The organism is Gillisia sp. Hel_I_29, assembly GCF_000744275.1.
Taxonomy (GTDB): Bacteria; Bacteroidota; Bacteroidia; order Flavobacteriales; family Flavobacteriaceae; genus Gillisia.
Map to the genome: position 1 here is coordinate 115,397 of NZ_JQLP01000001.1, position 21,927 is coordinate 137,323.

22 protein-coding genes are annotated in these 21,927 nt (G+C 35.5%); 1 reads left to right on the plus strand and 21 read right to left on the minus strand.

Translation table 11 applies throughout. The features are described 5' to 3' along the window. Positions 1 to 25 precede the first annotated feature (25 nt). From P163_RS00475 to P163_RS00525, 11 genes are all read right to left on the minus strand, one after another. Positions 26 to 781: a hypothetical protein gene (locus P163_RS00475; RefSeq protein ID WP_031427453.1), complete on the minus strand. Its 756-nt coding sequence runs from the start codon at positions 779 to 781 to the stop codon at positions 26 to 28. Next, positions 762 to 3,782 (minus strand): Eco57I restriction-modification methylase domain-containing protein, encoded by a 3,021-nt coding sequence (locus P163_RS00480; protein ID WP_081868416.1) that lies wholly within the window; start codon positions 3,780 to 3,782, stop codon positions 762 to 764. Before P163_RS00480 ends, P163_RS00475 begins: the two co-directional genes overlap by 20 nt. A 200-nt stretch (positions 3,783 to 3,982) precedes the next feature. Continuing rightward, positions 3,983 to 4,348: a hypothetical protein gene (locus P163_RS00485; RefSeq protein WP_031427455.1), complete on the minus strand. Its 366-nt coding sequence runs from the start codon at positions 4,346 to 4,348 to the stop codon at positions 3,983 to 3,985. A gap of 7 nt (positions 4,349 to 4,355) precedes the next feature. After that, complete coding sequence (locus P163_RS00490; RefSeq protein ID WP_034886790.1) at positions 4,356 to 5,189, minus strand: DUF4138 domain-containing protein; 834 nt, start codon at positions 5,187 to 5,189, stop codon at positions 4,356 to 4,358. A 31-nt stretch (positions 5,190 to 5,220) separates the two neighbouring features. Next, positions 5,221 to 6,150 (minus strand): conjugative transposon protein TraM, encoded by a 930-nt coding sequence (gene traM, locus P163_RS00495; protein WP_031427457.1) that lies wholly within the window; start codon positions 6,148 to 6,150, stop codon positions 5,221 to 5,223. Between the two features lie 119 nt (positions 6,151 to 6,269). Further along, positions 6,270 to 6,884, minus strand: a complete 615-nt coding sequence (locus P163_RS00500) for a conjugal transfer protein TraK (RefSeq protein ID WP_031427458.1) — start codon at positions 6,882 to 6,884, stop codon at positions 6,270 to 6,272. 10 nt (positions 6,885 to 6,894) lie between these two features. Beyond that, positions 6,895 to 7,737, minus strand: a complete 843-nt coding sequence (locus P163_RS00505; protein WP_031427459.1) for a hypothetical protein — start codon at positions 7,735 to 7,737, stop codon at positions 6,895 to 6,897. Position 7,738: 1 nt separating this feature from the next. Further along, on the minus strand, positions 7,739 to 8,320 hold the full coding sequence (locus P163_RS00510; RefSeq protein WP_031427460.1) for a hypothetical protein: 582 nt from the start codon (positions 8,318 to 8,320) through the stop codon (positions 7,739 to 7,741). Positions 8,321 to 8,324: 4 nt separating this feature from the next. Further along, positions 8,325 to 10,727 carry a TraG family conjugative transposon ATPase gene (locus P163_RS00515; RefSeq protein ID WP_031427461.1) on the minus strand — a complete coding sequence of 801 codons (2,403 nt, stop codon included), beginning with the start codon at positions 10,725 to 10,727 and terminating at the stop codon, positions 8,325 to 8,327. Then, complete coding sequence (locus tag P163_RS18045; protein ID WP_073100513.1) at positions 10,714 to 10,998, minus strand: hypothetical protein; 285 nt, start codon at positions 10,996 to 10,998, stop codon at positions 10,714 to 10,716. Before P163_RS18045 ends, P163_RS00515 begins: the two co-directional genes overlap by 14 nt. A 2-nt stretch (positions 10,999 to 11,000) precedes the next feature. Then, positions 11,001 to 11,288, minus strand: a complete 288-nt coding sequence (locus P163_RS00525) for a hypothetical protein (RefSeq protein WP_034886797.1) — start codon at positions 11,286 to 11,288, stop codon at positions 11,001 to 11,003. Between the two features lie 189 nt (positions 11,289 to 11,477). Between P163_RS00525 and P163_RS00530 the strand changes: the two genes are divergently transcribed. After that, positions 11,478 to 12,110: an N-acetylmuramoyl-L-alanine amidase gene (locus P163_RS00530; protein ID WP_034886799.1), complete on the plus strand. Its 633-nt coding sequence runs from the start codon at positions 11,478 to 11,480 to the stop codon at positions 12,108 to 12,110. A gap of 221 nt (positions 12,111 to 12,331) precedes the next feature. Here the strand turns inward: P163_RS00530 and P163_RS00535 are convergent, their stop codons facing one another. The 10 genes from P163_RS00535 to P163_RS00580 all read right to left on the minus strand — a co-directional run bounded on the left by P163_RS00535 (position 12,332) and on the right by P163_RS00580 (position 21,922). After that, positions 12,332 to 12,994, minus strand: coding sequence for an ATP-binding protein (locus P163_RS00535; RefSeq protein ID WP_034886801.1), 663 nt, complete (start codon positions 12,992 to 12,994; stop codon positions 12,332 to 12,334). Continuing rightward, positions 12,978 to 13,730, minus strand: coding sequence for a hypothetical protein (locus P163_RS00540; protein WP_031427467.1), 753 nt, complete (start codon positions 13,728 to 13,730; stop codon positions 12,978 to 12,980). The genes P163_RS00535 and P163_RS00540 overlap by 17 nt, the downstream gene beginning before the upstream one ends. A 3-nt stretch (positions 13,731 to 13,733) precedes the next feature. Further along, the gene (locus P163_RS00545) at positions 13,734 to 14,018 is read right to left on the minus strand and encodes a helix-turn-helix domain-containing protein (RefSeq protein WP_031427468.1); all 285 of its coding nucleotides are present in this window, start codon (positions 14,016 to 14,018) and stop codon (positions 13,734 to 13,736) included. Between the two features lie 293 nt (positions 14,019 to 14,311). Beyond that, positions 14,312 to 15,163, minus strand: a complete 852-nt coding sequence (locus P163_RS00550) for an RteC domain-containing protein (RefSeq protein WP_031427469.1) — start codon at positions 15,161 to 15,163, stop codon at positions 14,312 to 14,314. Positions 15,164 to 15,227: 64 nt separating this feature from the next. Then, the gene (locus P163_RS00555; protein WP_034886802.1) at positions 15,228 to 16,442 is read right to left on the minus strand and encodes an MFS transporter; all 1,215 of its coding nucleotides are present in this window, start codon (positions 16,440 to 16,442) and stop codon (positions 15,228 to 15,230) included. Continuing rightward, a complete protein-coding gene (locus tag P163_RS00560) occupies positions 16,443 to 18,560 on the minus strand; it encodes a copper-translocating P-type ATPase (RefSeq protein WP_034886804.1) in 2,118 nt (705 codons plus the stop codon). 18 nt (positions 18,561 to 18,578) lie between these two features. After that, positions 18,579 to 18,872 carry a hypothetical protein gene (locus P163_RS00565; protein ID WP_034886805.1) on the minus strand — a complete coding sequence of 98 codons (294 nt, stop codon included), beginning with the start codon at positions 18,870 to 18,872 and terminating at the stop codon, positions 18,579 to 18,581. Between the two features lie 6 nt (positions 18,873 to 18,878). Further along, the gene (locus tag P163_RS00570) at positions 18,879 to 19,523 is read right to left on the minus strand and encodes a hypothetical protein (RefSeq protein WP_034886807.1); all 645 of its coding nucleotides are present in this window, start codon (positions 19,521 to 19,523) and stop codon (positions 18,879 to 18,881) included. Further along, entirely contained in the window at positions 19,520 to 20,413 is an 894-nt protein-coding gene (locus tag P163_RS00575; protein WP_034886808.1) for a ribose-phosphate pyrophosphokinase, read from the minus strand. Before P163_RS00575 ends, P163_RS00570 begins: the two co-directional genes overlap by 4 nt. A gap of 6 nt (positions 20,414 to 20,419) precedes the next feature. Beyond that, positions 20,420 to 21,922, minus strand: coding sequence for a thymidine phosphorylase family protein (locus P163_RS00580; protein ID WP_034886810.1), 1,503 nt, complete (start codon positions 21,920 to 21,922; stop codon positions 20,420 to 20,422). Positions 21,923 to 21,927: the final 5 nt, after the last annotated feature.

The following is a 21,927-nucleotide window of genomic DNA, read 5'->3' on the forward strand; positions in this document are numbered from 1 at the left end:
CGTACCATTAAAACTTATTCGCCGATTAATTCATTACTATCTGACTATAGTCAAATAGTAGATGGTAAACATAAAATGATTCTTTTCCCCCAAAATTTTTTGTGTGAACTGAACTGTAGGTATTTTGAAAAAAACTGTGAAAACTTTGGAATTTTAAATATTGAAGAGTATTGATTTCTATATCTTTTTTTAAAATACTATTGGCTTTTGTCATTACTTTGTGATGGTCTATATTCAAATTCTCAATGAAGGCTATTTGTCCCTCAAAAGGAAGCCTTAAATTGGTGTGATTTCTATTTGCTACTTTTCTAATGTCACCTATATAAGCTTTTGTGTCCGATAAAATTCTGATTCGTTTACATTCTATTGCAAAATAGACCTGATTATTTTTGGACATCCATTCGCTTTGAAGTCCTAATCTATCCACGTATATATCAATTTTATCGGGTTTCTGTTTAGAATCAACAAGGTCTATATATCTTTCTTGGGTTTCAGCAGCAAAATGAATATCTTCTAATTTTGAGATTTTATCTTTTAATAGGTGTTTTTTAACGTTGAGATAATTATCTACTAAATCAAATTTCAAATAGTCCTCAAATGATAATGTACTATTCTCTTTGACTGCATTAATAGAGTATGGATTTTTTGTTTTTTCCTTTAGACAAATCCCGTAACATTCGCATACGTAAGAAATTATTTGCTGTATTCTTTTATTAGTTATAGAAAAAGTATTTTTCCTATGTTGTATGAATTGGGATGCATCAGAAATCATTAACTTCATTACTTAAGTCATTAAACTCTGCTTGCTCAATAGTGTTTCTAAATTCTGCTGCGTCATACCAAGCGATGGCGCGATGCCAACATTTATACTCATTTGGTTTAATTATATAAAATGAATTATTTTCAAATCCCTTAATGTCCTTTTGTAGATACAAGTTTTTTAGAGGATCACGCGTATTTGTAATTTGAGATATACTTAAATTGTCTGCCAACCTTTGCAATACTTCTTTTTCATCAAATTTATCTTTTGGGTATATAATTTTTTCTTCCGGTTCTACATTTAAAAGAACAAAGTTCATTGCAATGAAATAATCTAAAATGTAAATCTCTATTTGAATAAATTCATCCTCGTAAAGGTTCCCAATTTCATTTAGGTAAACTTCTGCATATTTTTGTAGAACGAAATCTTGGTTTCTGTAATGATTAAAATTAAAGTGAGTGAAATCCGTAACCAAATCTTGCTTGCTTTCTTGGAATTGGTATCTCGAGACATTAAGGGCATAATCTATTAAATCTTTTTCATAGTCTTTAATTTCGTAAATTTCAGCAATTAACCCATTTATTTTTAAGAAAATCTTGTCATCAAATTCAGGCTCTCCTAGATTAAAATCTGAATAATGCTTTCGGAAAGAATTCAAAAATTCATCTACCAATTTAATAAGCTCCTCATTCAATGAATTATCTGGCTTATTAAAAGGAATGTTCAAAAATTCGTCTACAAATCGAATAGCGGGCCTTGTACCAACACCCCAAGCGCTCGCAATTAAAAACATATAATAAGTAGCCATTTCTGAAATCAATAAACCATAAATAGGCTTGATTATATTTTTATTAAATGAAGAGATTGCAAAAGTACCCTTTCTAAATACCGAGTCCGATTCGCAATAAGAAATGACTGGTTTATTCCAATTCTTACTCTGCTCCTTTAATAGAATTTTACTCCCTTTAAAAATCTCTATTTTTCTCCCTCTTGAGAGTTTGACATCTGCTTCTCCTAAAGTTTTGGCCTTATTTACCTGTGTATAGTATTCATTTATTTCACTATTTTCAACTATTGGCAGTCCAATTAAGTTTGGATATGGTTTTGCATCCAGCCCCCTTTCTATACCAGCTCCTTTGAAAGTAGTTTTCTCATCTATTAAATCTAATATTTTTAATGTATTTTGAGACTCTAACCTTTTTATAAATCCAAAATCTAAAATATTTCCATATAATGCGACTTTAAACATCCAATCATTTTCAACAAAATGTTTTTGAGCAATTTTCTTGTTGTCGTATTTTTCAATGACCAACATTTTAAAATACTTTAAAAATGAGTTCACCTTTATACTCAAATGTTCGACAGAATTTTCGAGATGATTTTCACTTTTCGCTTGGCGATAAAAGACTATCGAAGTTGGGCTCTCTTGCTGCTCGAAAAGAGATTGTTTGACAGCTGATAAATCTAAAAACTTATTTAAGCAGAAGGAAGTTAAAAATTTATGCTTAAATTCTCTGGTTGTAGTTGAAACATTATAAAAAACGGTGCTGGTTACTATTAAGGCTGTAACAGTATCAACTTGCATAAAATCATTCGAACGCAATAAAAAGGATTGTGCAATTTCTAATTTGCCCTTAATTTTTTTGCTATAAGTATTACTGGAATTGACCCATTCTAAGTGTTTATACGATTTATCTTTTTTCCAAGGCGGATTTCCTAAAATAAAATTAGGTTTTTGTCCTATAACAATCTCGTTGAATTTGTGGTCAAGATCAAAAAAATCTGCTTCAAATAAATTTTCTCCTAAGAAATTCGGGAAAGGATATTTTTCTATATCCTTTGGATTTTGGTAATCTAAGAGAGCGATATATATTGAAAAGCAAGTTACTTTTAAAGCCTCCGGATTAATATCAATACCAAAAAGATTGTTTTTAGCTATATTCCTGATAGATGTACTGAAATCCTTATTGTTCTCTTTGCCATTTAAGTTAATTTCTTTTTCAATCATCTTTCTTAAAGACTGGACTAAAAATATTCCAGAACCCACCGCAACCTCAAAAATCTTGCAGGAAGATGTATGACTGTTTTCTAAATACTTATCTATGGTATCATTTAAAATATATTCCACCAAAAAAGGAGGTGTATATACCGCAGCATCTAACTTTCTTTTTTCCTCATCAATTAATGACTCATAAATACCAGAAATTACTTCTACAGGAATAATTGAAAAGTCAAATATGTGAAAATAATATCCATCAAACAAGGTTCCTTGTTCTTGGACTTCTCCTTTAAAAACATCTGCTAGAAATTGAGATTGGCTTGAGGTTAATTTTATATCGAATTCTTTAAATAGAACCCCATTGAAATTTTTATTTAACTTAATAAACAAGCTGTCCAATTTGGCAGGATCCTGAATTATTTTACTAAAGCTAAATCTTTTCTCATCAATGCTATTTCCTGTGATTTCATCATCGTCAATTTTAACCCCTCTATCAATCAAATAACGAATAAAAATTAATCGGAGGATTAAGGAATTTGCTTCGTTTTCAGTAAGTCCATCAGGCTTACTTATTAAAATTTGTCTAACAGAGCTTATATTTTGAAACAATCGATCATTTACCCGTTTCCGAAAATTATTTTTCTTTGTATTTTCGAAATATTCATATTGCAACCATTTCCAAGTAAGTCCGCTTTGTAAATTCCAAAAAGAAAATTTTGATTGTCTTTCCTCTGCATTTAAGGGAATTTCTTCCAGAGTTCTTTCTTTTTTATGGTAATTAAGAGCATTGTAAACTTTTACATCTTGATTTTTAACAATAAAAATCACAGGCGAATTGTCAAACGACCATACTTGTTTATGAATATCTAATTCACGAGTTGACAGATGATTTTCATCAAGATAAAAAAAAAGCAATAAGGGTTGCTGATTAAAAACGTAATAAGCATCAGGATTAATTATTTCTAATTTCTGCTTAACTTCAGGGGCAAATCCATCATAGGAAATACCATCTGCTCTATCCATAAAATAGACAGCTCGGTGCTCAATTAGCCCTAATTGATTTAATATGTTATTTAATGGCTCGATTAGAAATCAAAAATTTATTTACACAAAAATAGAAGTTTTAATAGACCATCCATAAGATAAATTGTATTTGTTTTGTCAAGCGGAACAGAATGATGTTTTATTTAAGCCACATAAATTCCGAAAATAGTCTGTTTATCTTAAAAAGGCCCTTTATCCCTCGGTCCATTATGGGTTACCTTCCATTGGCCATCTTTTTGAACCAGTTTAAAAACACCCGGTTTTGGGTCATAAGCTGTTGCATATTTTACCCAAGCCACCTCGCCATCCATAGCCTCATCCACCACTTTAAAATTAGCTTCTGAATCTTTATCTTCAGTAAACATTGCTTGAATGCTTGAAAGGTTTGCATAGCCTTCCGAAGTGGTAAATTTTTTCAAGGTAGCTTCATCACCTTGATAAAAACTTTCGGCAACAACTTTAGCGGTTTCAGAAGGGGAAAGGTTCTTTTTTTCTGAACACGAGAAGAACAACAATACGAGCGAGCAAATGACTAAATTTTTCATAACGTTACTAATTTGGGTTATTGATATAACTATGTGATATTTTCAGTTCAATATTACGTTCGCCATCTTTTTCGTGCAGTTCAAAAATTGCTCTGCGGTCATTGGATAGCGAAAACTTCGGCAAGACATAAACAAACCGAACCGTTTCGTTTTCTGTGATTTTAGAAGGCATATTATGTTTGAAAATCGGTTCTTGATACAGTCGTTGTAACGATTTCTTTTTCCCCTTCTGTCTTGTTTCAACAGAGAGTTTTAAGAAATTCAAATCATAATCCAACGTAGAATTATTCTCAATCTGGATAACGAAGTAGAGTTCTTCCTTATCAAAAACAATATTCTCAACACTCAAAACGATACCTTCATTTCGCTTTTTAATTCGACCTATACGCTGGTTTCTGTTAAGAAGATACGAGCAGAATTTTTGATAGTAATATGTTCTATTATCTACACGTTCTTCAGAGGATTCAGCAAGAATAGAATCGACTTTAATCGGTTTCTCATTCCCTATACTATTGGATAACGAAATGAAATAATTGAGCTTAGACAGCTGTTTTTTATATCTTACAATATACGAAAAAATTGAACCATTTCTATTGACTACCAGTAGATTACTTTCTTTACCAGGCTTTGCTTGTAGAAGTCCAAAATACTGTTCTTTTTCACGATTGTAGGTAAAAACAAAATTATCTGAACCGGTTATACCTTGCCGAATAGGTTCAGGGAAGAATAATGCAACGTTTTTGGTGTCGTTAGCATATATGGTATCGAGGATTGTAGTTGTTTGCGCTTTCGCGAAAGCGAAACTTAAAACAAGAGTGGAAATTATGATATACTTTTTCATAAGAATGTGTTTTTAAATGCCCATTATGGGCTCATAATTTAGGTTTTAGAATTAATTTATAATTATTCAATACCGTAACTTTTACGTTTCGGTTGTTACGTCTGAGTACTTTGGATATACCACCAACTTGTGGTACGGTTGGAATGTTGATGTCGCCAATAATATCGTCCAAGACTTCGGTGGTGGCTTCAGCTCTAAAATTGTTCTCGACATAAATGCCCTCACTACCATCTGACAAATCGAATGCTTTGAGTTTAGTAGGATGATGTTTAATGTTCTCAATATCTATCAATGCACGGTTGGGCTGAAAGCTTATAAAACCAAAAATTGGTGTGTTTTTAGGCATCTGCTTACCGTTTATTGTTGCAGGTTTGGTAAGGCGCATTCGTAATCTGGTATTTACTTTCACAACTTGGTCGCCATCGACAACTACATATATGGTTTCATCAGTATTACCGATGATTGAAAACTCGTTGGGTTTTGGCGATGCGGCAAAGAACAATTGATGTTCTAAGCCTAATTCTTTGGCTTCAATTTTTTGTTCTCTTTTTACTTCAGTAGAATCAATTTTTGATACCGCTTTGCGAACAGTTCTTTTATGTCCTAAGTTTTGGTATCGTTTCGATGAATATTGAATTTTGCCAGCTTCATAGATGCTATCTACAATACGCTCTTTTTCGCGTTCTGGTAAATCTGGGTCGTAGAATCCCAAGGAATCAATCAGTTTTTCATCATAGATGCTCGGTGCATTGTTTTCACGTACTTCCTTTAAATCATTGATGGCATCCAGTTTGGAATCGTATTCTTTTTGATTTTCTTCCAAATCGGGTATCAAGGTCTGTTCAAGGTTTTCATTTTCACTTTCATCATCGCCCATAACCATTATAGAGTATGATATCAGGAAAATGAAGATTACTGCCAAAACCGCTGCAAATACTATTTTGTTCTTTTCTACTCTCATCTGTTGATATTTATTTGTTTTTAAAGGTCAGATGTAATTCGCCAACCAATATTTCGATTAGTATCAAAAACAGTTATGGCTCATTTCATAATCGTGGTTTATAAATGCCGATTATCGGCTCAATTTTCATTGTTAAGTTTTTTTAAGGTGTTTTCAAAATAATCGGTTATCAATAATCCGTGTGGATTGTTTGGGAAGTTCCGATTGACCATTATGAGGTTTCCAGTTGAAACCAGTTCGTAGGTGTCAATAATGGAACCTCTATTGATTTCAAAAATGGTGGTCGTAGTGAAACTATATGAACCATTATTTTCAATTATCTTTGAATCAATACTCAACACTTTCTGAACCAAGGAATATTGCAACAATCGGTTATAAACACCATCCGCTTTCTTTTGGCGATAAAGGTTGTCAACTGAACTATTGCCCAACCAAAGCGCTTTTTCCAAATTACGTTCATAGTTGCTCGCATCGATATTGTAGAAATAGTTATGGAATAGTTCTAAATGTGCCAAAGCTTCAACCCTGAAATTTTCTTTTTGGGTAACGAGTTTAAGCGGAATTATACTACCGTCGGTATTGATGGCAAAGGCACTGTTTATCGCACTTTTATGAGTAGTAAATGCCATCCAAACGGAAAATGTGCTAGCCAAAAAGGCACATACCACGACTGCTAAAACGATAAACCTATTCAACTTTAGGACATTGTAAATATTCTTATAAGGTGTTTTCATTTCGATTGGATTAATTGGTAAATAGCCTTAATGTGAAAGATGTTGCACGTCTGTATAGTTTAAATTTCAGAAATACGATAAAGCCAACCGAACCAAGCTGTACAACAGGAGCGAAGAATCCTTCGCCCACATCGGTGCCAAAAAGATTATTCCAAAAGTTTGTGTCTATTTCCGTGTAGAGTGCATTTACAAAAACGTTGACCAGAAAAAAAGCAGGAACGAGCATATAGACCGCTGCATACAATTTGAAAAAATTATAGGCGAGCGAACGGAATTTTTCGAATACTGCCAGACTGATGATTAATGGAAAAAATGCCTGCATAATTCCCAAAAGGAAAAAGCGTTCAGCCAAAAACAACGGATAAATAAAAAGGTCAAGAATCCAAAGGAAGATACCGATGATGAATGAAAATATCTTGAATCCATAGAGCGGTGTAACCAATGCTTCGTAAAGCAATGTCATTGCGTTTTTTGCAGCATCAATAAGGCTTACATCTTCTTCAATGGGAATATCCTGCATTTGTAAAGGCAATAATGTTGGTGCAGTACCTCGATACTGACCTTCGATAGCAACCAAAATACCATCGAAGAAACCTAAAACCTGTGTAGAGAAAATGACCAAGAGAATGACCGCAAAATTCTTGGCCAATTCGCCCGGACTCAATCCCCAAGTGTAACCGTCTTTGTCTGCAATACCCTCATTGTATTTTTTAAGAATGTTGACCAGAAAAAACAGAACAGCAAGTGTTTTCATCCCTGCAATAGTGTATTGCGAGAAGTTGCTGCTCTGTATGGTCTGGAACACCGCATCTATGTATTCCAACCCAATCCCTAAAAGTATAGTTGCGGTCATTTTAATATCCTGTTTCGCGGTTATTTACCTTATCCTGCATTTTTCTGAAGGAAATGATATCACGATAGCGTTTTGTTTTAGTGGTTATGCTGGAAACCATTTGCTTTGATTCCAACTCTTTTGCTTTAAGAATTTCGGCACGTTCGGCATCGCTCATTTTTAGATAGTCGCTGGACAGGATTTTATCAATAAAATCCACCGTGTCCAATGAATTTTGAACTATGGCATCGAATGATTCCACAACTCTTGAAACTTCATCTGGTTTGATGTAAGGCGAGTTTAAAATATCCTGTAAATCATTTTGCATTACATTGATAAGGCGTTGATTGTTGTCTGCAATTTCTTGAACTGCTCTAAGTTGCTGAACCACACTTGAAACCTTTTCGATGGCCTCTTTTGCATCTTTTAAAAATTTTACAGACTTAATCATTTGAGCTGTCTGCTTGCCAGATTCTAAGAGTTGTTTTACCAAGCTGATAAAATTGGTATTGTCATAAGTGGGCATTCCCTGTGCAGTAGCGTTACCCGACATAAATAAGGTCAATGCTACTGTCATTAGTAAAATTTTGATTTTTGTCTTCATAATATTATGTTTTAGATGTGAATTGAATTATTGCTTTTTCCATATCGTGATGCTCGTTGTAGAGCTTCATTATTTCTTCGTTTTCCTGACCATCGGTTAAGTAAGCCGCATAGACTTCCTTCGGAACTTCAAGACGGAATATGTTACTTTCCCTACCGATTTTAATAAACATTTCGGTGTACTTCCGTGGTCCGGAAAGGTTGTTTTTGATGGACTTTAATTGGTTTAAATCGTGGCTTGAAAGGTTGAGTCTTTTAACCAGTTCGTCATAACCTTTTTCATTGTTAAGGCTGTAAATGACCTGCGTATTTTCCAATATGCTGGCTGAAGTTGAATTGTTAGGCAATTGATTAATGGATTGTAGAATAATCCCAATCGCACCGTTTTGTTTACGTATGGCTTGATAGTAGAATTCTACGCTTTCCAGAACATTTTCAAACTTCAGTTGCTTGGCAAACTCGTCGAAAAGGATGATACCTTTTTCAGCACGGTTTTTCCAAATAGTTCTTTGGATGGCTGACTTTATCAGCTTCAACATTACAGACAAGATTTCCTTATTGTCCTTTACTTCATCCAGTTCAAAAACTATCAAGCGTTTGTCCTCGATTTTGTACGTCTGGTCTTCGCTCACTTCAAAAAGGAAACTATATAGACCATCACCGACATACTCGGACATTACGTGCAAAAAACTCGTGACGTTAAAGTAATCGGGATGGATTTTTAAGGTGTCCAGAAGGTCTTTCTGATTCCTTTCTATAAAGCTGTAAAAACCATCTAAAGAGTGATTTTCTGGAATGTTATCGTAATAATGACGCAGTATCTTTTTGACCGAAACTGATTGAGCTTTTGTAACTTTTAAATCTGAAGCAAACAGCTCGAATAGGAAAACTGATAAATCTTCCAAACGTTCTGGAGTGAGGTCATCTTGATGACTAATGTAAAATGGATTAATGCCCAAATTCTTCCCGCTCTCATAACGCAGTACTGTATATTTTTCAGGATAGAGTTTAGCAAACTTGGTGTATGAGCCACCCAAGTCGATAATAACGAGACGAACACCACTTTCAAAATATTGGCGCAGGATGTTATTGGCCAAAAAGGATTTGCCTTCGCCTGTTGGCGCAAAAATGGCAAAGTTTCTTGCCTTGATGCGTTTCTTCTTTTCATCCCAAACATCCTTCAGGACAGGAATGTTATGTTCACGGTCATTAAAGATGATTCCGGTGTTATCAGATTTATAGTTTGTATTGTTGATGAACAGGCAAAGTGCGTGCTTCAAATCTGTCACATACAAATCATTATTTGAGAAGTTGGAAGAGAAACAGCAGTAACTATTTAGGATGTAATTCTTACGTTCTTCGCCTCTTGGATAATACGGGATGATATCCAATTCCTTAAATTCGGTCTTTATTTTTGAGGTTATCTTGTCGAGCTCTTTGCCTTCTTTTGCCCAATAAACAATATTGAGATGACCACGTATAATCCGTGCATTGTCATCCGCATTGATTTGGTCTAGAATATGCTGAATTTTGCCTAGTACCACTTTGTTTTGAGAACCAAAATTGGAACTCTTGTTCAGTTCCTCAATCTTCTTGTCGAGCAGCTTGCGCCACTTTTGTTTATCATCGAGATAGATTATCTGGTTGACGATATGATTTTCATTAAGCGTAAGCCCAAGACCATCAATAAACCCTTGATGAAACACAAAATCATCTGATGTGAATTTCTCATTGGTTTTGCTACTCTGTACACTTTCGCCAAAGCACAGTTCGCTATTGATGGCAAGGGCATCAAAATGGTTTTCGCCAATATTGACGCTTTTCTTTTCCAGTATTATGTCAGTATCAAAGCCTTCGTTGAATCCATTGAAATAGGAACTAGTGAGCTTCTGAATCTCTTCCGCTTTAAGCGGAAGGAACGCCATTTTTCTGCTATTGTTTATAAAGGAAACAGAGTCGCTTACCGAATTGACGAAGCTTTTGATATTGTCATCCAGTTCTTGTACAATTCCTTTTGAAACCTTTCGGAAGGGATTGACGTATTTTGGATTGTTGAGGGCCTTGTTTTTGGTCAGGATGAAGAACAGATAACATTTATGCTCTATGTGTGTACGGCCTTTAAAATGTTCGTGGGTTGCTTTTTCTAAAAAGGTTTTATTCGGAAGCTGTTCCGAGGAATAGGATTTTTTCAGGTAGATATCCTGTTTGTGAACCACTGTTCCAACAGGCAAAGATTTTAAAGCCTGAAACCAAGCACCGTGCATATCTTCAAAATCCTTTTCGGACAAAGAATAGATTTCGGGTAGGTTTCCTTCAAAACATAATACCACATTGCCATTATTGGCAAATACGATATTATCTTGAATATCCGTAATGGGTTGATATGCCGAAAGATTAATCTTGTTCATAATCGAAGCCTGAATTTCTTTTGTTACTGATGATTTGTGGAAATGCTTTTGCCATTTGGAAAAGCTGCGGATTGTGGTTTATTCGAGTCAAGGCGACATATAATGCAGCATTGAATACCAGTACACCTATTATTATCCCAAAGCTGAAAGAGAAGATGATGATGAGCAAGGAAGCCAAAACGGAAACCATCATTAAGGCAAACAGGGAAATGGGCAGCCCAAAAATGACCGCCCTTTTCCTGATGTTTTTATAGACCTCAAACTTCTTCATCGTTATACAACAATTCCTATGAGGTAAGTAAATATGCCTACGACGGCACCTGCAATCAATACAAATACTAAAACTCGGGTAATCCCCTTTTTTAAATCTGCATTTTCCCCAAAAAAATGTCCTGCGTTGAACAGGAAACCTACAAGGAAGATTACACCGAGTAGTATTGGAAAAATAATTCGGATAGTGTCGCCCACATCGTTAACTGAATCTTCTATGCCACCAATTTGAGCAAAAAGCGAAGTGGATAAGAGCGAAAGAATGGATGCTAAATAGTGTGATTTTTTCATAACGGAAAAGTTTAAATTTTTAGTTCATTTTCGTTATTGGAAATTTACATATATTTGAACATAAATAACTGATAATCAAATATTTGTGAATAAAATATTATTTGATTTAGTTTGAATTCCGTTGTTATTATTTAGCATCAAATTCTATGGATTTTTGCAAGGAGGTTGTTGATAACCTGAAAATTGAAAATGAAAAAAGTGCTCAAAAACGTCAGTTTTGTGTTTTTGCTCTCAAAAATGCGCATCATTTTTGGGCAGGAAATTTCTACTCAAAAACAAATTGTAATTGATGTTGGACACGGTGGAAAAGATTCTGGTGCTATTGGAATAAATGGCGTCAAAGAAAAGGATGTTGTACTGGATATTGCATTGGAACTTTTGAAGCTCAATGAACAGTCTAAAAATCCAATGGATATTTACTTGACGAGATATAGCGATACGCTTATTTCTTTAACCGATAGAAGCAAATTGTCCAAAGTTTTGGAAGCAGATGTATTTATTTCGTTGCATTCCAATCATTCCGATAATCCGAACGCTAGAGGAGTGGAAGTATATGTAGCAAAAGCTAATTCACAATATACAAAAGATGCCACTTGGTTAGCTTTTCAATTGCAAGCTGTGCTTAATAAAGAATTGGGTTTTGAAAGTAGGGGTGTGAAGTTTGCAAATTTTCAAGTTCTACGGGAAACGGTTGGATATTGTCCCTCTGTCCTTTTTGAATTGGGGTTTTTGAGTAATATAGATGAAGGCAGCTATATTTCAGATTTCATAAATATTCAGCGCATCGCATTATCCATTCTGTTATCCATTCAAAATCATTAGAATTATGAAAGATATTTTTTTAGAGTTGACCAAAAGCTTGAAAGCTATAATAGAGCAGTTTATTTCAGAAGTGATTTTATTATATAAATCTTTCAGAGGTTGAGTTATTCCCTATTATTAAACTCGTAAATCTAGTCTGGATGATAAGTGTTGCTTCTAATTATTTAAATTAAGTTTTGGCAGAATACCAAATATTTGCCAATGTTTAACTATTACTGCGATTATTTCCTTTTATCCCTAGCCCGCTTATCAAAAGCAATCAAATTAAACAGCTCACGCATTCTGCTTCGAACACGATTTCCGTAGCGTTCTTCCAGTTCTTCAGCGTTCAGATTAGTGGTGGCGTGGGTTTTAATTTTCTTTTTGGTTTGCAGATATAATTCGTAACGAGACAAGAGCACTTCGCCCATTACGTTCAGATCCTTGCCATAAAACCTTCCAGCAGGCTCGACGCCTAAATCATCAAAGCAGAAAAATTTTGTATTACCATATTCCTCGATAGTCTTAAATCCCAAGTGATTAAAACTAAACGCTACATTTCGGCAGGGAATCATTTCATATGGTCGTTGCATTGGCACAATGTATCGCAGTAGTTTCATCAAAGTGGTCTTTCCACACCCTACAGGCCCTGAAAGAAGTATGCCCTTGTCAGGATCGATATCATCTTTCAGACAATTTTCTTCATCATTGATGAAATAATGGCATAGTTTGCGGATGATAACCGTGTCCTCATCATAGATTCTAAATTGTTTGCCAAAGAGCAACTTTCCCTTTGCATCCAAGTAAATCAAGATTTTGTCAAAATCGTAGAGAACGCTTTTACCATCAAACTTTCCGAGCGAGTATTCCACGCCACCTTCGGTAATTTTAGAGGGGTTGTCCATAATCTTTGTTTTTAGTGGTTCGCAAGTTGTCCTTGATTTGGGACGGTTGTTTTTTGTTTGGTTTGTTTTCCTCGGTATATAGCTCTGTTCTGTCCATCCAGTTCGTGGCCAAAGCACGCCAATCTCTAATTTCATTTCCATCACTCGTTTTCCAGTTCCGAGTTTCGTAATGCTCGAAGAATTTTTTTCCTTCATCGGCAATAAAACCTTTTTCAATAAAAAAATCAATAACGACCTGCCAGCCCTTTGGTTGTTTTATATTGTTTATTTGTTTGGTATTGTTTATAGTAGATACCAATGCTTGTCCACTGGTGGGATGGTGCAAGTCCACAACTTGTCCATTTTTGGGATGGTGGTGTCCCTCAAGCGGTACAACTCTGGGATGGTACTGTTCCGCAAGTTGTTCTAATATGGGATTGTACTGTCCCGAAACAGGTTCATCACTAGTCCCAATTATGGACATCTTGATTTTACTGCCCTTGTATGGATTGTTGGATGGGAAATAGCATAGGTAAAGCCACGAGTCTAAATTTGTAACGCATCGATGATACGTAGATTTTGAGCCTATTTTGGCAGCTCGCATCAAATCCCTTCGATTCACATAAAATTCATCTGCAAACCGACTACTATTCCATTCCTGAAATAGCGCCATATAAAGGGTTATGTGCGTGGGATTTAGGCGGTCATCGAAATAGAATTTTTCAAATGCCGCATTAAGTAGCTTTATGTAGTTCATCGCTTAAGAATTTAAACCGTGCTGTACACGATTTGATGTCATCACGCCTTGAATTTCCTCGGCATCGTAGTAGATAATACCCCCAACTTTTGTGTATGGCAATGTTCCGTTTATGCGAAGATTCTGTAATGTCCCTGGACTGACTTGAAGCAAATCCATTACTTCGGAAGATTTTAGATATTTCTTAAGTTTTCCAGTTGCTTGTTTAGATAGAAGATTCTTAATGTCATCAAGCAATTCCATTTTGAATTCTCGAAGGTCGTCGGTGGTAATAATATTTGCTGGCATAATAGAACGATTTTAAAGAAAGGGACTATCGTTTCGATTTCAACTAATTTGATAGCCCCTGATCTGATTTGACTTTCGTTCTACAAATTTGGGATGGTTTATTGGATTTTAATCCCAAGTTGCACCCAAGTAGGGTGTTTTTATTTGTTCATTTTCAATGGTTTAGATTAGTTCTATTTGGGGTTTGTTCTTTAAATCATCTTTACCAAATGACGATAAATAAAATTAATTTTACTTTTTCCCAAGTTCAACCCAACTTGGGAAAAATTTTAACGTTTTGAATTTTAAAAAAATTATCCGTCCGTTTCTTCCATTCGCCTTAAAAGTGTTGATTTTAGTCTATCGATAAACTTGGTTTGGTCAATTTTTCGTTCTCTAATTTCTAGAAAAGTTCTATATACATTTCCGAGTTTGAGTTCAAATATATCCTCACAAGCTGAAGCCATTTCTTTAATGCCAGCGGTACCACTTTTTATTGCCCCAGATGCCTGTAAGGCATAAATCAATTCAATGAGGTCTGTTTTTGAGGCTGTCCAACCAAGTCGCTCACCATTTGATAAAGTGTTCAATTTATTGGGTTTACTGTAGGAGAGGTCTCTTAAATAACTTAATTCCCCAACGTAGTGGCTAATTAGAAGGTCATATGCCATAATTTTTGCAATAGCGCTATCGTGGCTTGTAGAAAATTCTGCATCAGTATAAAAGTGTGATGTGTCAGAAACCAAGCTAATTTTGTCGTGTCCGCGTAAAAAATAAAATTCATCTAAAAGTTCAGAATCCTCTCTGTAATATTTGATAAAGTCTATATTTCGTCTATTGCTTTCTTGAAGCCTATTTATTTCTGAATCTATAAATTCTTCTTGGGATTTTATTGTTCCCGCAGGCCTATTTATTAAAAAATTATAGAGTTGGGCATAAAATTTTAATCTGCTGTAGATGTAAGGCTTATGTTTTTTAAAGAATATTATTTCGTTCTGTTGATCCACGAATTCATTTTCCCTAACACATATTCGTAACTTTTGTAAATATCGTCTTGAAATGGAAATACCTTTTTCAACATTATTGAAATCGCCAAGGTTAGATTCCTCAACTATTTTTATTTCCTCTTTATAATTGTCTAGTATTATATGAATTAGCTTGTGCATAGTATTATTGGGGCTTTAGATTTGGGTTAATTATCAATAAGTAATGTTTGTATGTTATATCTTTTTATGGGGGATTTTTAAAAAAGAACAGACAACCAATAGCGAGCAAAACAATGCTACCAGCAATTATGAAAGGATAGTAAAAACCGCCTGCAATCAGCCAAGTTCCTAAAACGGGGCCTAGAATCTGACCAATACTATTGGTCGAACTCTGAATAGAAATATTCCTGCCAGTATTTTTCCTTGATATTAATGAAACCGCAGAGAGCAAATTTGGTGTTACCATAGCGCCTCCAGCAGCAAAAACAACGATTAATCCATAGACTAAAAATTCATTGTTAAAAAATGGAAAGGCAATCAAGGATAAACCAGATATTAGTAACCCTAAAGCAATTTGTTTCTTTGTTGATAAAAACTTCTCTCCATAAGTAGCGAACACAGGTTGTAAAACAGCCATTATTGAACCACATAGCATAAAACCAATACCAACTTGATTACTATTAAATCCTAATTCATCTTTTCCGTAGATTGAAAAGACAGTTTCAAATAGCGTCACCACAAATTGGATAACAAACGATAGCACTAGTAATACGATAAAATATTTAGTAAATGTGAACCGCAAACTCACTTTTCGTGTTGTGAACTTATGTACGCGAGCGGTGTTTTTTAACCATTTCATCACAACCAAAAGGACAATCAATCCTAGTAGTGCAACGAAAAAAAAGGGCACTGAAAATCGGTCTAAATGTAGCAGGCCTATTGTATATTTTATATGAATATCAGTTTGGGACAGAAAGCCGCCAATGACAGGGCCGAAAATAACACCAGAGCTAATGGCAACACCAGACCAGGCCATTATTTTTGTTCTACGTTTTTCAGATGTAATATCACTTAAATATGCATTGCTAACTGGAATAACTGATGACGTAAAAATTCCACCAAAAATTCGAGCAATATATAGCATTGTCAAGGATGTGGCTAGGCCAGTAAGTAATTGCATAATTACAAAACCGATTAGTCCACAAATGATAATAGGTTTCCTGCCGTATCTGTCCGATAGTTTTCCCCAAACCACTACGAATAGTAACTGAAAAAATGGATAAATGCTTGTGAGCAATCCAATATGGAAATTGATAAGGTCGGTGTCAAGATTGTCTTTTAAAGCTAATCTTTCGGTATAGTAAGGAAGGGTTGGCAATAATATACCATAGCCCAACATCACTACAAACAAACTCAATAGAATTAAAAATATCCTGTTGAGTTTTTCTTTTCTATCCATTTATTTTTTACCGATTTTTCGCTTCAATAATTGCGCATTAATAGCCACTATAATTGTACTCAAACTCATAAATACCGCTCCTACAGCTGGTCCTAAAACAAAGCCAGAAGAGTATAGAACACCTGCAGCTAATGGAATGGCCACCACATTATACCCAGTTGCCCATATTAGGTTCTGAATCATTTTATTGTACGTAGCCTTTCCGAACAAAATTAGGTTTGCAATATCTTGTGGATTGCTATTTACCAATATAATATCGGCTGTTTCGGCGGCTACATCAGTACCAGAACCAACAGCGATTCCTACATCAGCTTTGGCAAGTGCGGGCGCATCGTTTACGCCATCTCCAGTCATAGCCACAAACTCTCCTTTGTTTTGCAACTCTTCTACAATTTCTACTTTTTGGTGCGGTAGCACTTCGGCATAATAGCCATCCAACCCTAATTTTTCACTCACAGCTTTGGCTGTTTTTTCGTTATCCCCAGTTGCCATCAAAACTTTGATATTATTCTTTTTAAATATTTTTATAGCTTCCGCAGATTCAGGTCTTATTTCATCAGCAAGCGCAATGTATCCTGCTAGTTGTCCTTCAATTAATACAAATACAACAGTTTCAGCAGCGTCACTATAAGCATCTTCAGGAATAGTTATTTTTTCGTCCCTTAAATAACCAGGACTAACCACTTTTACTTGCTTTCCTTCTACATTTGCCTCTACACCTTTACCAGTGATCGCATTAAAGTTTTCAGGCTTTGGGATTGTAATATTGTCTTCTTTAACTTTTTTAATAATCCCAACAGCAATTGGATGTTCTGAACTTTGTTCCAACGCACTTGACAGTCTTAAGATTTCATCGTTTGAATAGGACGCATTTACAGATTTGATTCGAGTAACGCCAAAGTCCCCTTTGGTCAAAGTCCCTGTTTTGTCAAATAGTAAGGCGGATATCTTACGTGATTCTTCAAAGGCAGTTCTATTACGGATTAATAATCCATTTTGTGCAGATACAGCAGTAGAAATGGCAACTACAAGAGGAATTGCAAGACCCAATGCGTGTGGACAAGCGATGACCATAACGGTAACCATTCTTTCTAATGCATACACAAACGGAAAGCCTAAAATCAGCCAAACTGCCAACGTACCAAAACCAATAGCCAAAGCTATATAAGTCAACCATTTTGCTGCCCTATCGGAAAGGTTTTGCATTTTAGATTTGGTCTTTTGTGCTTCCTCAACCATCGTAATAACCTTATTGAGATAGCTGTCTTTTCCTGTATGTTCCACCTTTACCTTTAAAGTGCTATTGCCATTTACTGAACCACCTATTACCTTATCCTTTTCTTCTTTTTTTACAGGCTTGGACTCCCCTGTAAGCATTGATTCGTTTAAATAACTTGAACCTTCTACTATGATACCATCAGCTGGAACTTTCTCTCCTGGCTTTACCAAAATCACGTCATTTTTTAACAAATCTTCAAGTGGTATATCTTCAATAGTGTCGCCTTTTACCCTGTGAGCTTCGGCAGGCATCATACTAACTAAAAGTTGTAATGCTTTTGAAGCGCCTAATACACTTTTCATTTCTATCCAATGACCAACAAGCATAATAGCAATTAGTGTTGACAGCTCCCAGAAAAAGTCAACTCCTCGTAAACCAAAGACAGTTGCAGAACTGTAGAAATAGGCGACACTTATTGCCATAGATATAAGTGTCATCATACCAGGTGCACCATTCTTTATTTCGGAAACAAATCCTTTAAGAAAAGGCCAACCACCATAAAAATATACAACAGTGGAAAGTGCAAAAAGGATGTATGGATTTCCTGGAAGTAAAAATTCATAACCAAAAAATTCTTGAATCATTGGTGAGAAGAACAATATGGGGATGGTAAGCACGAGTGTTACCCAAAACCGTTTTCTAAAGTCTGCAATCATCATTTTATGATGGTCGTGACCCATTTGTCCGTGACCCGGATTATGACCCGAATGGTCTCCACCTCCATTTCTCATCTTGGAATGATCCATTTTGGAATGATCTTCTTTTTCGTGGTTCATTTTAGAATGATCCATTTTCGAATGGTCCATTTCGTTGTTTTTGTGCTGCTCGTGATTTTCCATTATAGTATTGTTTAAGTGTTATCGTAATTTTTTTCTCATTGCTTCCGATATGTTTTCGGCATAGACGCCATAAGCATCTACTAAAAGACCTTTAAGTCCTTTTTTGGAAGATATTGCATATAAAATGCTGTTATCATCGGTACTGCTCATTCCTTCAAAGCGATATATTTTATCCACTTTAAAATCTTCTGGTCGAATCTCAATTTTCAGGGAAGCACATTCCAGACATTCAGGTTTTAAGTTGAAATCATAAGGGTATTCGTTTGTCTGCAAATCGTTAATAGCTTCTGAAAGGGTGTCATAATTTTTCATTTATTTTTATTTATAAGTCATTGTAAAATAACTGTTGTCTTCTTCGGTAAATTTTTGAAAGGTCAATAGACCTTGTGCATTTAATTTCTCGTTAACAGTATAATTGAGTTGCTTAATGCGAATTCCCAAGGCATAGGCCTTAATGTTAATTTTTGAATTAATATTATTTTCGCTATTATTAAATTTTCGGTCGTAAATTTTTATGGTACTTTTTGAGCCAAAAAAATTCAACAAGCCCGAATCAAAACTCATTTCCAGTTCTATATTTTCAAGATTTTTCAAGTCGTAGAGTTCTTTAAATTTTTTAGAAGTTGTATTAATTTCGGTTTCTTTTGATTTTGGGTTTGAAAATGGAAATGCCATTACCATTATACTGGCTTCATCAGGCTTACAGCGATAGGTTGTGGTGTATTTATCGGTCGCTATTTTGTCTTCATCGAACAATTCCGTAACCACCTCAATTTCATAGTATCCATTTTTCTTTATTGTTTCACCAGCTTCAAAAGTTTGTTTGTTTAAAAAAGAGCCTTCTTCATCAAAATTTTCTCGAACAACAACTCTACCTGAAATCTGCCCAATAAGCATTTCAGTTTGTCCAGTCATTGTGATGCTGAATAAAGTGATTAGTACTATAAAGCCTTGTTTTTTCATATATGGTGCATTAATTTTTTTACCTCTTTTGCCATAATATCACTTAAATCTATTCCATTTGAAGAGTGTGGGATGGTATTACAAGTCACTATTTTTTCTACTCCGGAATCCAATAAATCTTGATAGGCGTTTCCTGAAAAAACGGCGTGAATGCCTACACAAATAGGTGGTTTCATTCCTGCTTTTTTAAGATGTTGTACGGTTTCAATCATTGTTCGGGCTGTGGAAATAATATCATCTACCAAAATGGGTGTAGCATCTTTATATATATCCACATCGGGAACAGAGACTTCTACATCACGGTCACCGTGACGCACCTTTTGTAATACCGTAAATGGTGCTCCTGCATTTTTGGCGACTTCTGATACCCATTGTTCACTTTCAGAATCAGGTCCGATAAGTACCGGGTTTTCGATATTTTCTTTAATCCATTCTGAAATTGCGTCGGCAGCGTGAATCACTTTATTTGGAATTTGATACACTTCTCCCAACGAACTAATTCTGTGCAAGTGAGGGTCAACCGTGGTAATGCTATCGGCAAAACCTGATATCAATTTTCCGAAGAAACCAGAAGTCACTCCTTCACCTTCATTAAATACTTTGTCCTGCCGCATATACGCCAAATAGGGTGCTACCAAACAGGTACACATTGCCCCCAATGATTTGGCTGTGTGACTTAAAAAATAAAGCGGCAACAGTTTTTCATCCGGTTCGTGTAAGGTGCATACCAGTACCACACATTTATCTTTAACATCAGATAATATACGTGTGTACGATTCCCCATCAGGAAAATTACGCAAAGTGGCTTTGCCCACTTCAGCATCCATTTTTGTAGCCATAAGTTCTGTGAGTTCTTCATTTCCGGGAAGACTGAATAATATTGTTTTCATAGTTTTTTAAATTATAGTTAGGATGTCGTTATGGTTGTTTTTATATTCCAAGGCATAGTTAAGTTCACCTTTGGATTCAGCATATATAGTATAAAGCAATTGGTTTTCCTCAATGGGTTTTCCCAGATGAACATTTAGAAGAATCCCTGCCGATTTAGATTGTGGTGCTCCAGAAAGCTTGGCCAGTTTTGCAATTTTACGGTTATCAATTCGTTGCAAAACGCCTGACTTTTCAGCTTTAATTTCAATTTTATAAGGTGCTAAAACTGGTTTTGAAAATTGACCTTGCGCCTTACAAATGGCTACGAATTTTTCATATGCTTTTCCAGATTTGAGAATTTTATGTGCGGTTTCCTGTCCCTTTCCTTTTTCTACTTTTCCAGAAAGTTCTAATAGTTCAGTAGCTAAAAGCAATGCTCTTTCTGTTAAGTCTTTAGGTGCATCTTCCTCATTTTTCAAAACTTTTAATATATCTATGGCTTCTAAAGTTGGACCGATACCCCTTCCAACAGGCTGCGTGCCATCCGTAACTACAACTTTTACATTCAACCCAACAGCAGTTCCAACGGTTTCCATATGATTTTTTAGTTTTTCTGCCATTTCGGTACTGCGAACCTTGGCGGTTTCTCCCACGGGAATATCAATGACCACGTGAGTAGAACCAGCTGCTGCCTTTTTAGAGAGTACTGAAGCGATGAGCTGACCTTCGCTATCAATATCCAAGGCTTTTTCAATTTTAATGAGCACATCATCGGCAGGACTTAACTGCGCTGTACCGCCCCAAACAAAACATCCGCCTTCTTTTTCTACTACGGTCTTTATTTCCTCGGAAGAGAGCGTAACATTGGTCAGTACTTCCATTGTATCTGCTGTGCCTGCTGGCGAAGTGATTGCCCGTGAGGATGTTTTTGGCATAGTAAGCCCATACGCGGCAACAATGGCAACTACCAATGGTGTTGTCCTATTGCCAGGCAATCCGCCAATACAATGTTTGTCGACCACGATATCCTTGTTCCAGTTCAGTTGCTTTCCGGAAGCAATCATTGCTTTCGTTAGGTCGGATATTTCATCAATATCCATTCGGTCGCCAGCACAGGCAGTAATAAATGCCGAAAGGTGGATGTTGGAATAATCGCCTTCAACTATATCGGTTATGATTTCATTAAATGCTGAATAATCCAGTTTTTGATTATAAATTTTCGCTCTGACGTGGCTTAAAGATTCAATTGGTTCTAAATGGGAAACATATAATGTATCATTTGGGGAAACATTCAGTTTTTTCGCAGCAGCATCTGATAGTCCGATTTCATTGGGCAACAGAATATCAGAATTCAGGACATTAAGACTTGCTACGATTGATTTATTTGCATTGGATATTCTTATTCGGGTAAGTGCCTCAAACCCTTCTGAAATACAGACGTGGCAATCTTCGCGCATATACACTACATTTTCGTTTTGGGTATAGATTCCGAGATGTTTATATTTTAATATGTTTGAGTGTGTGTCCATATTTT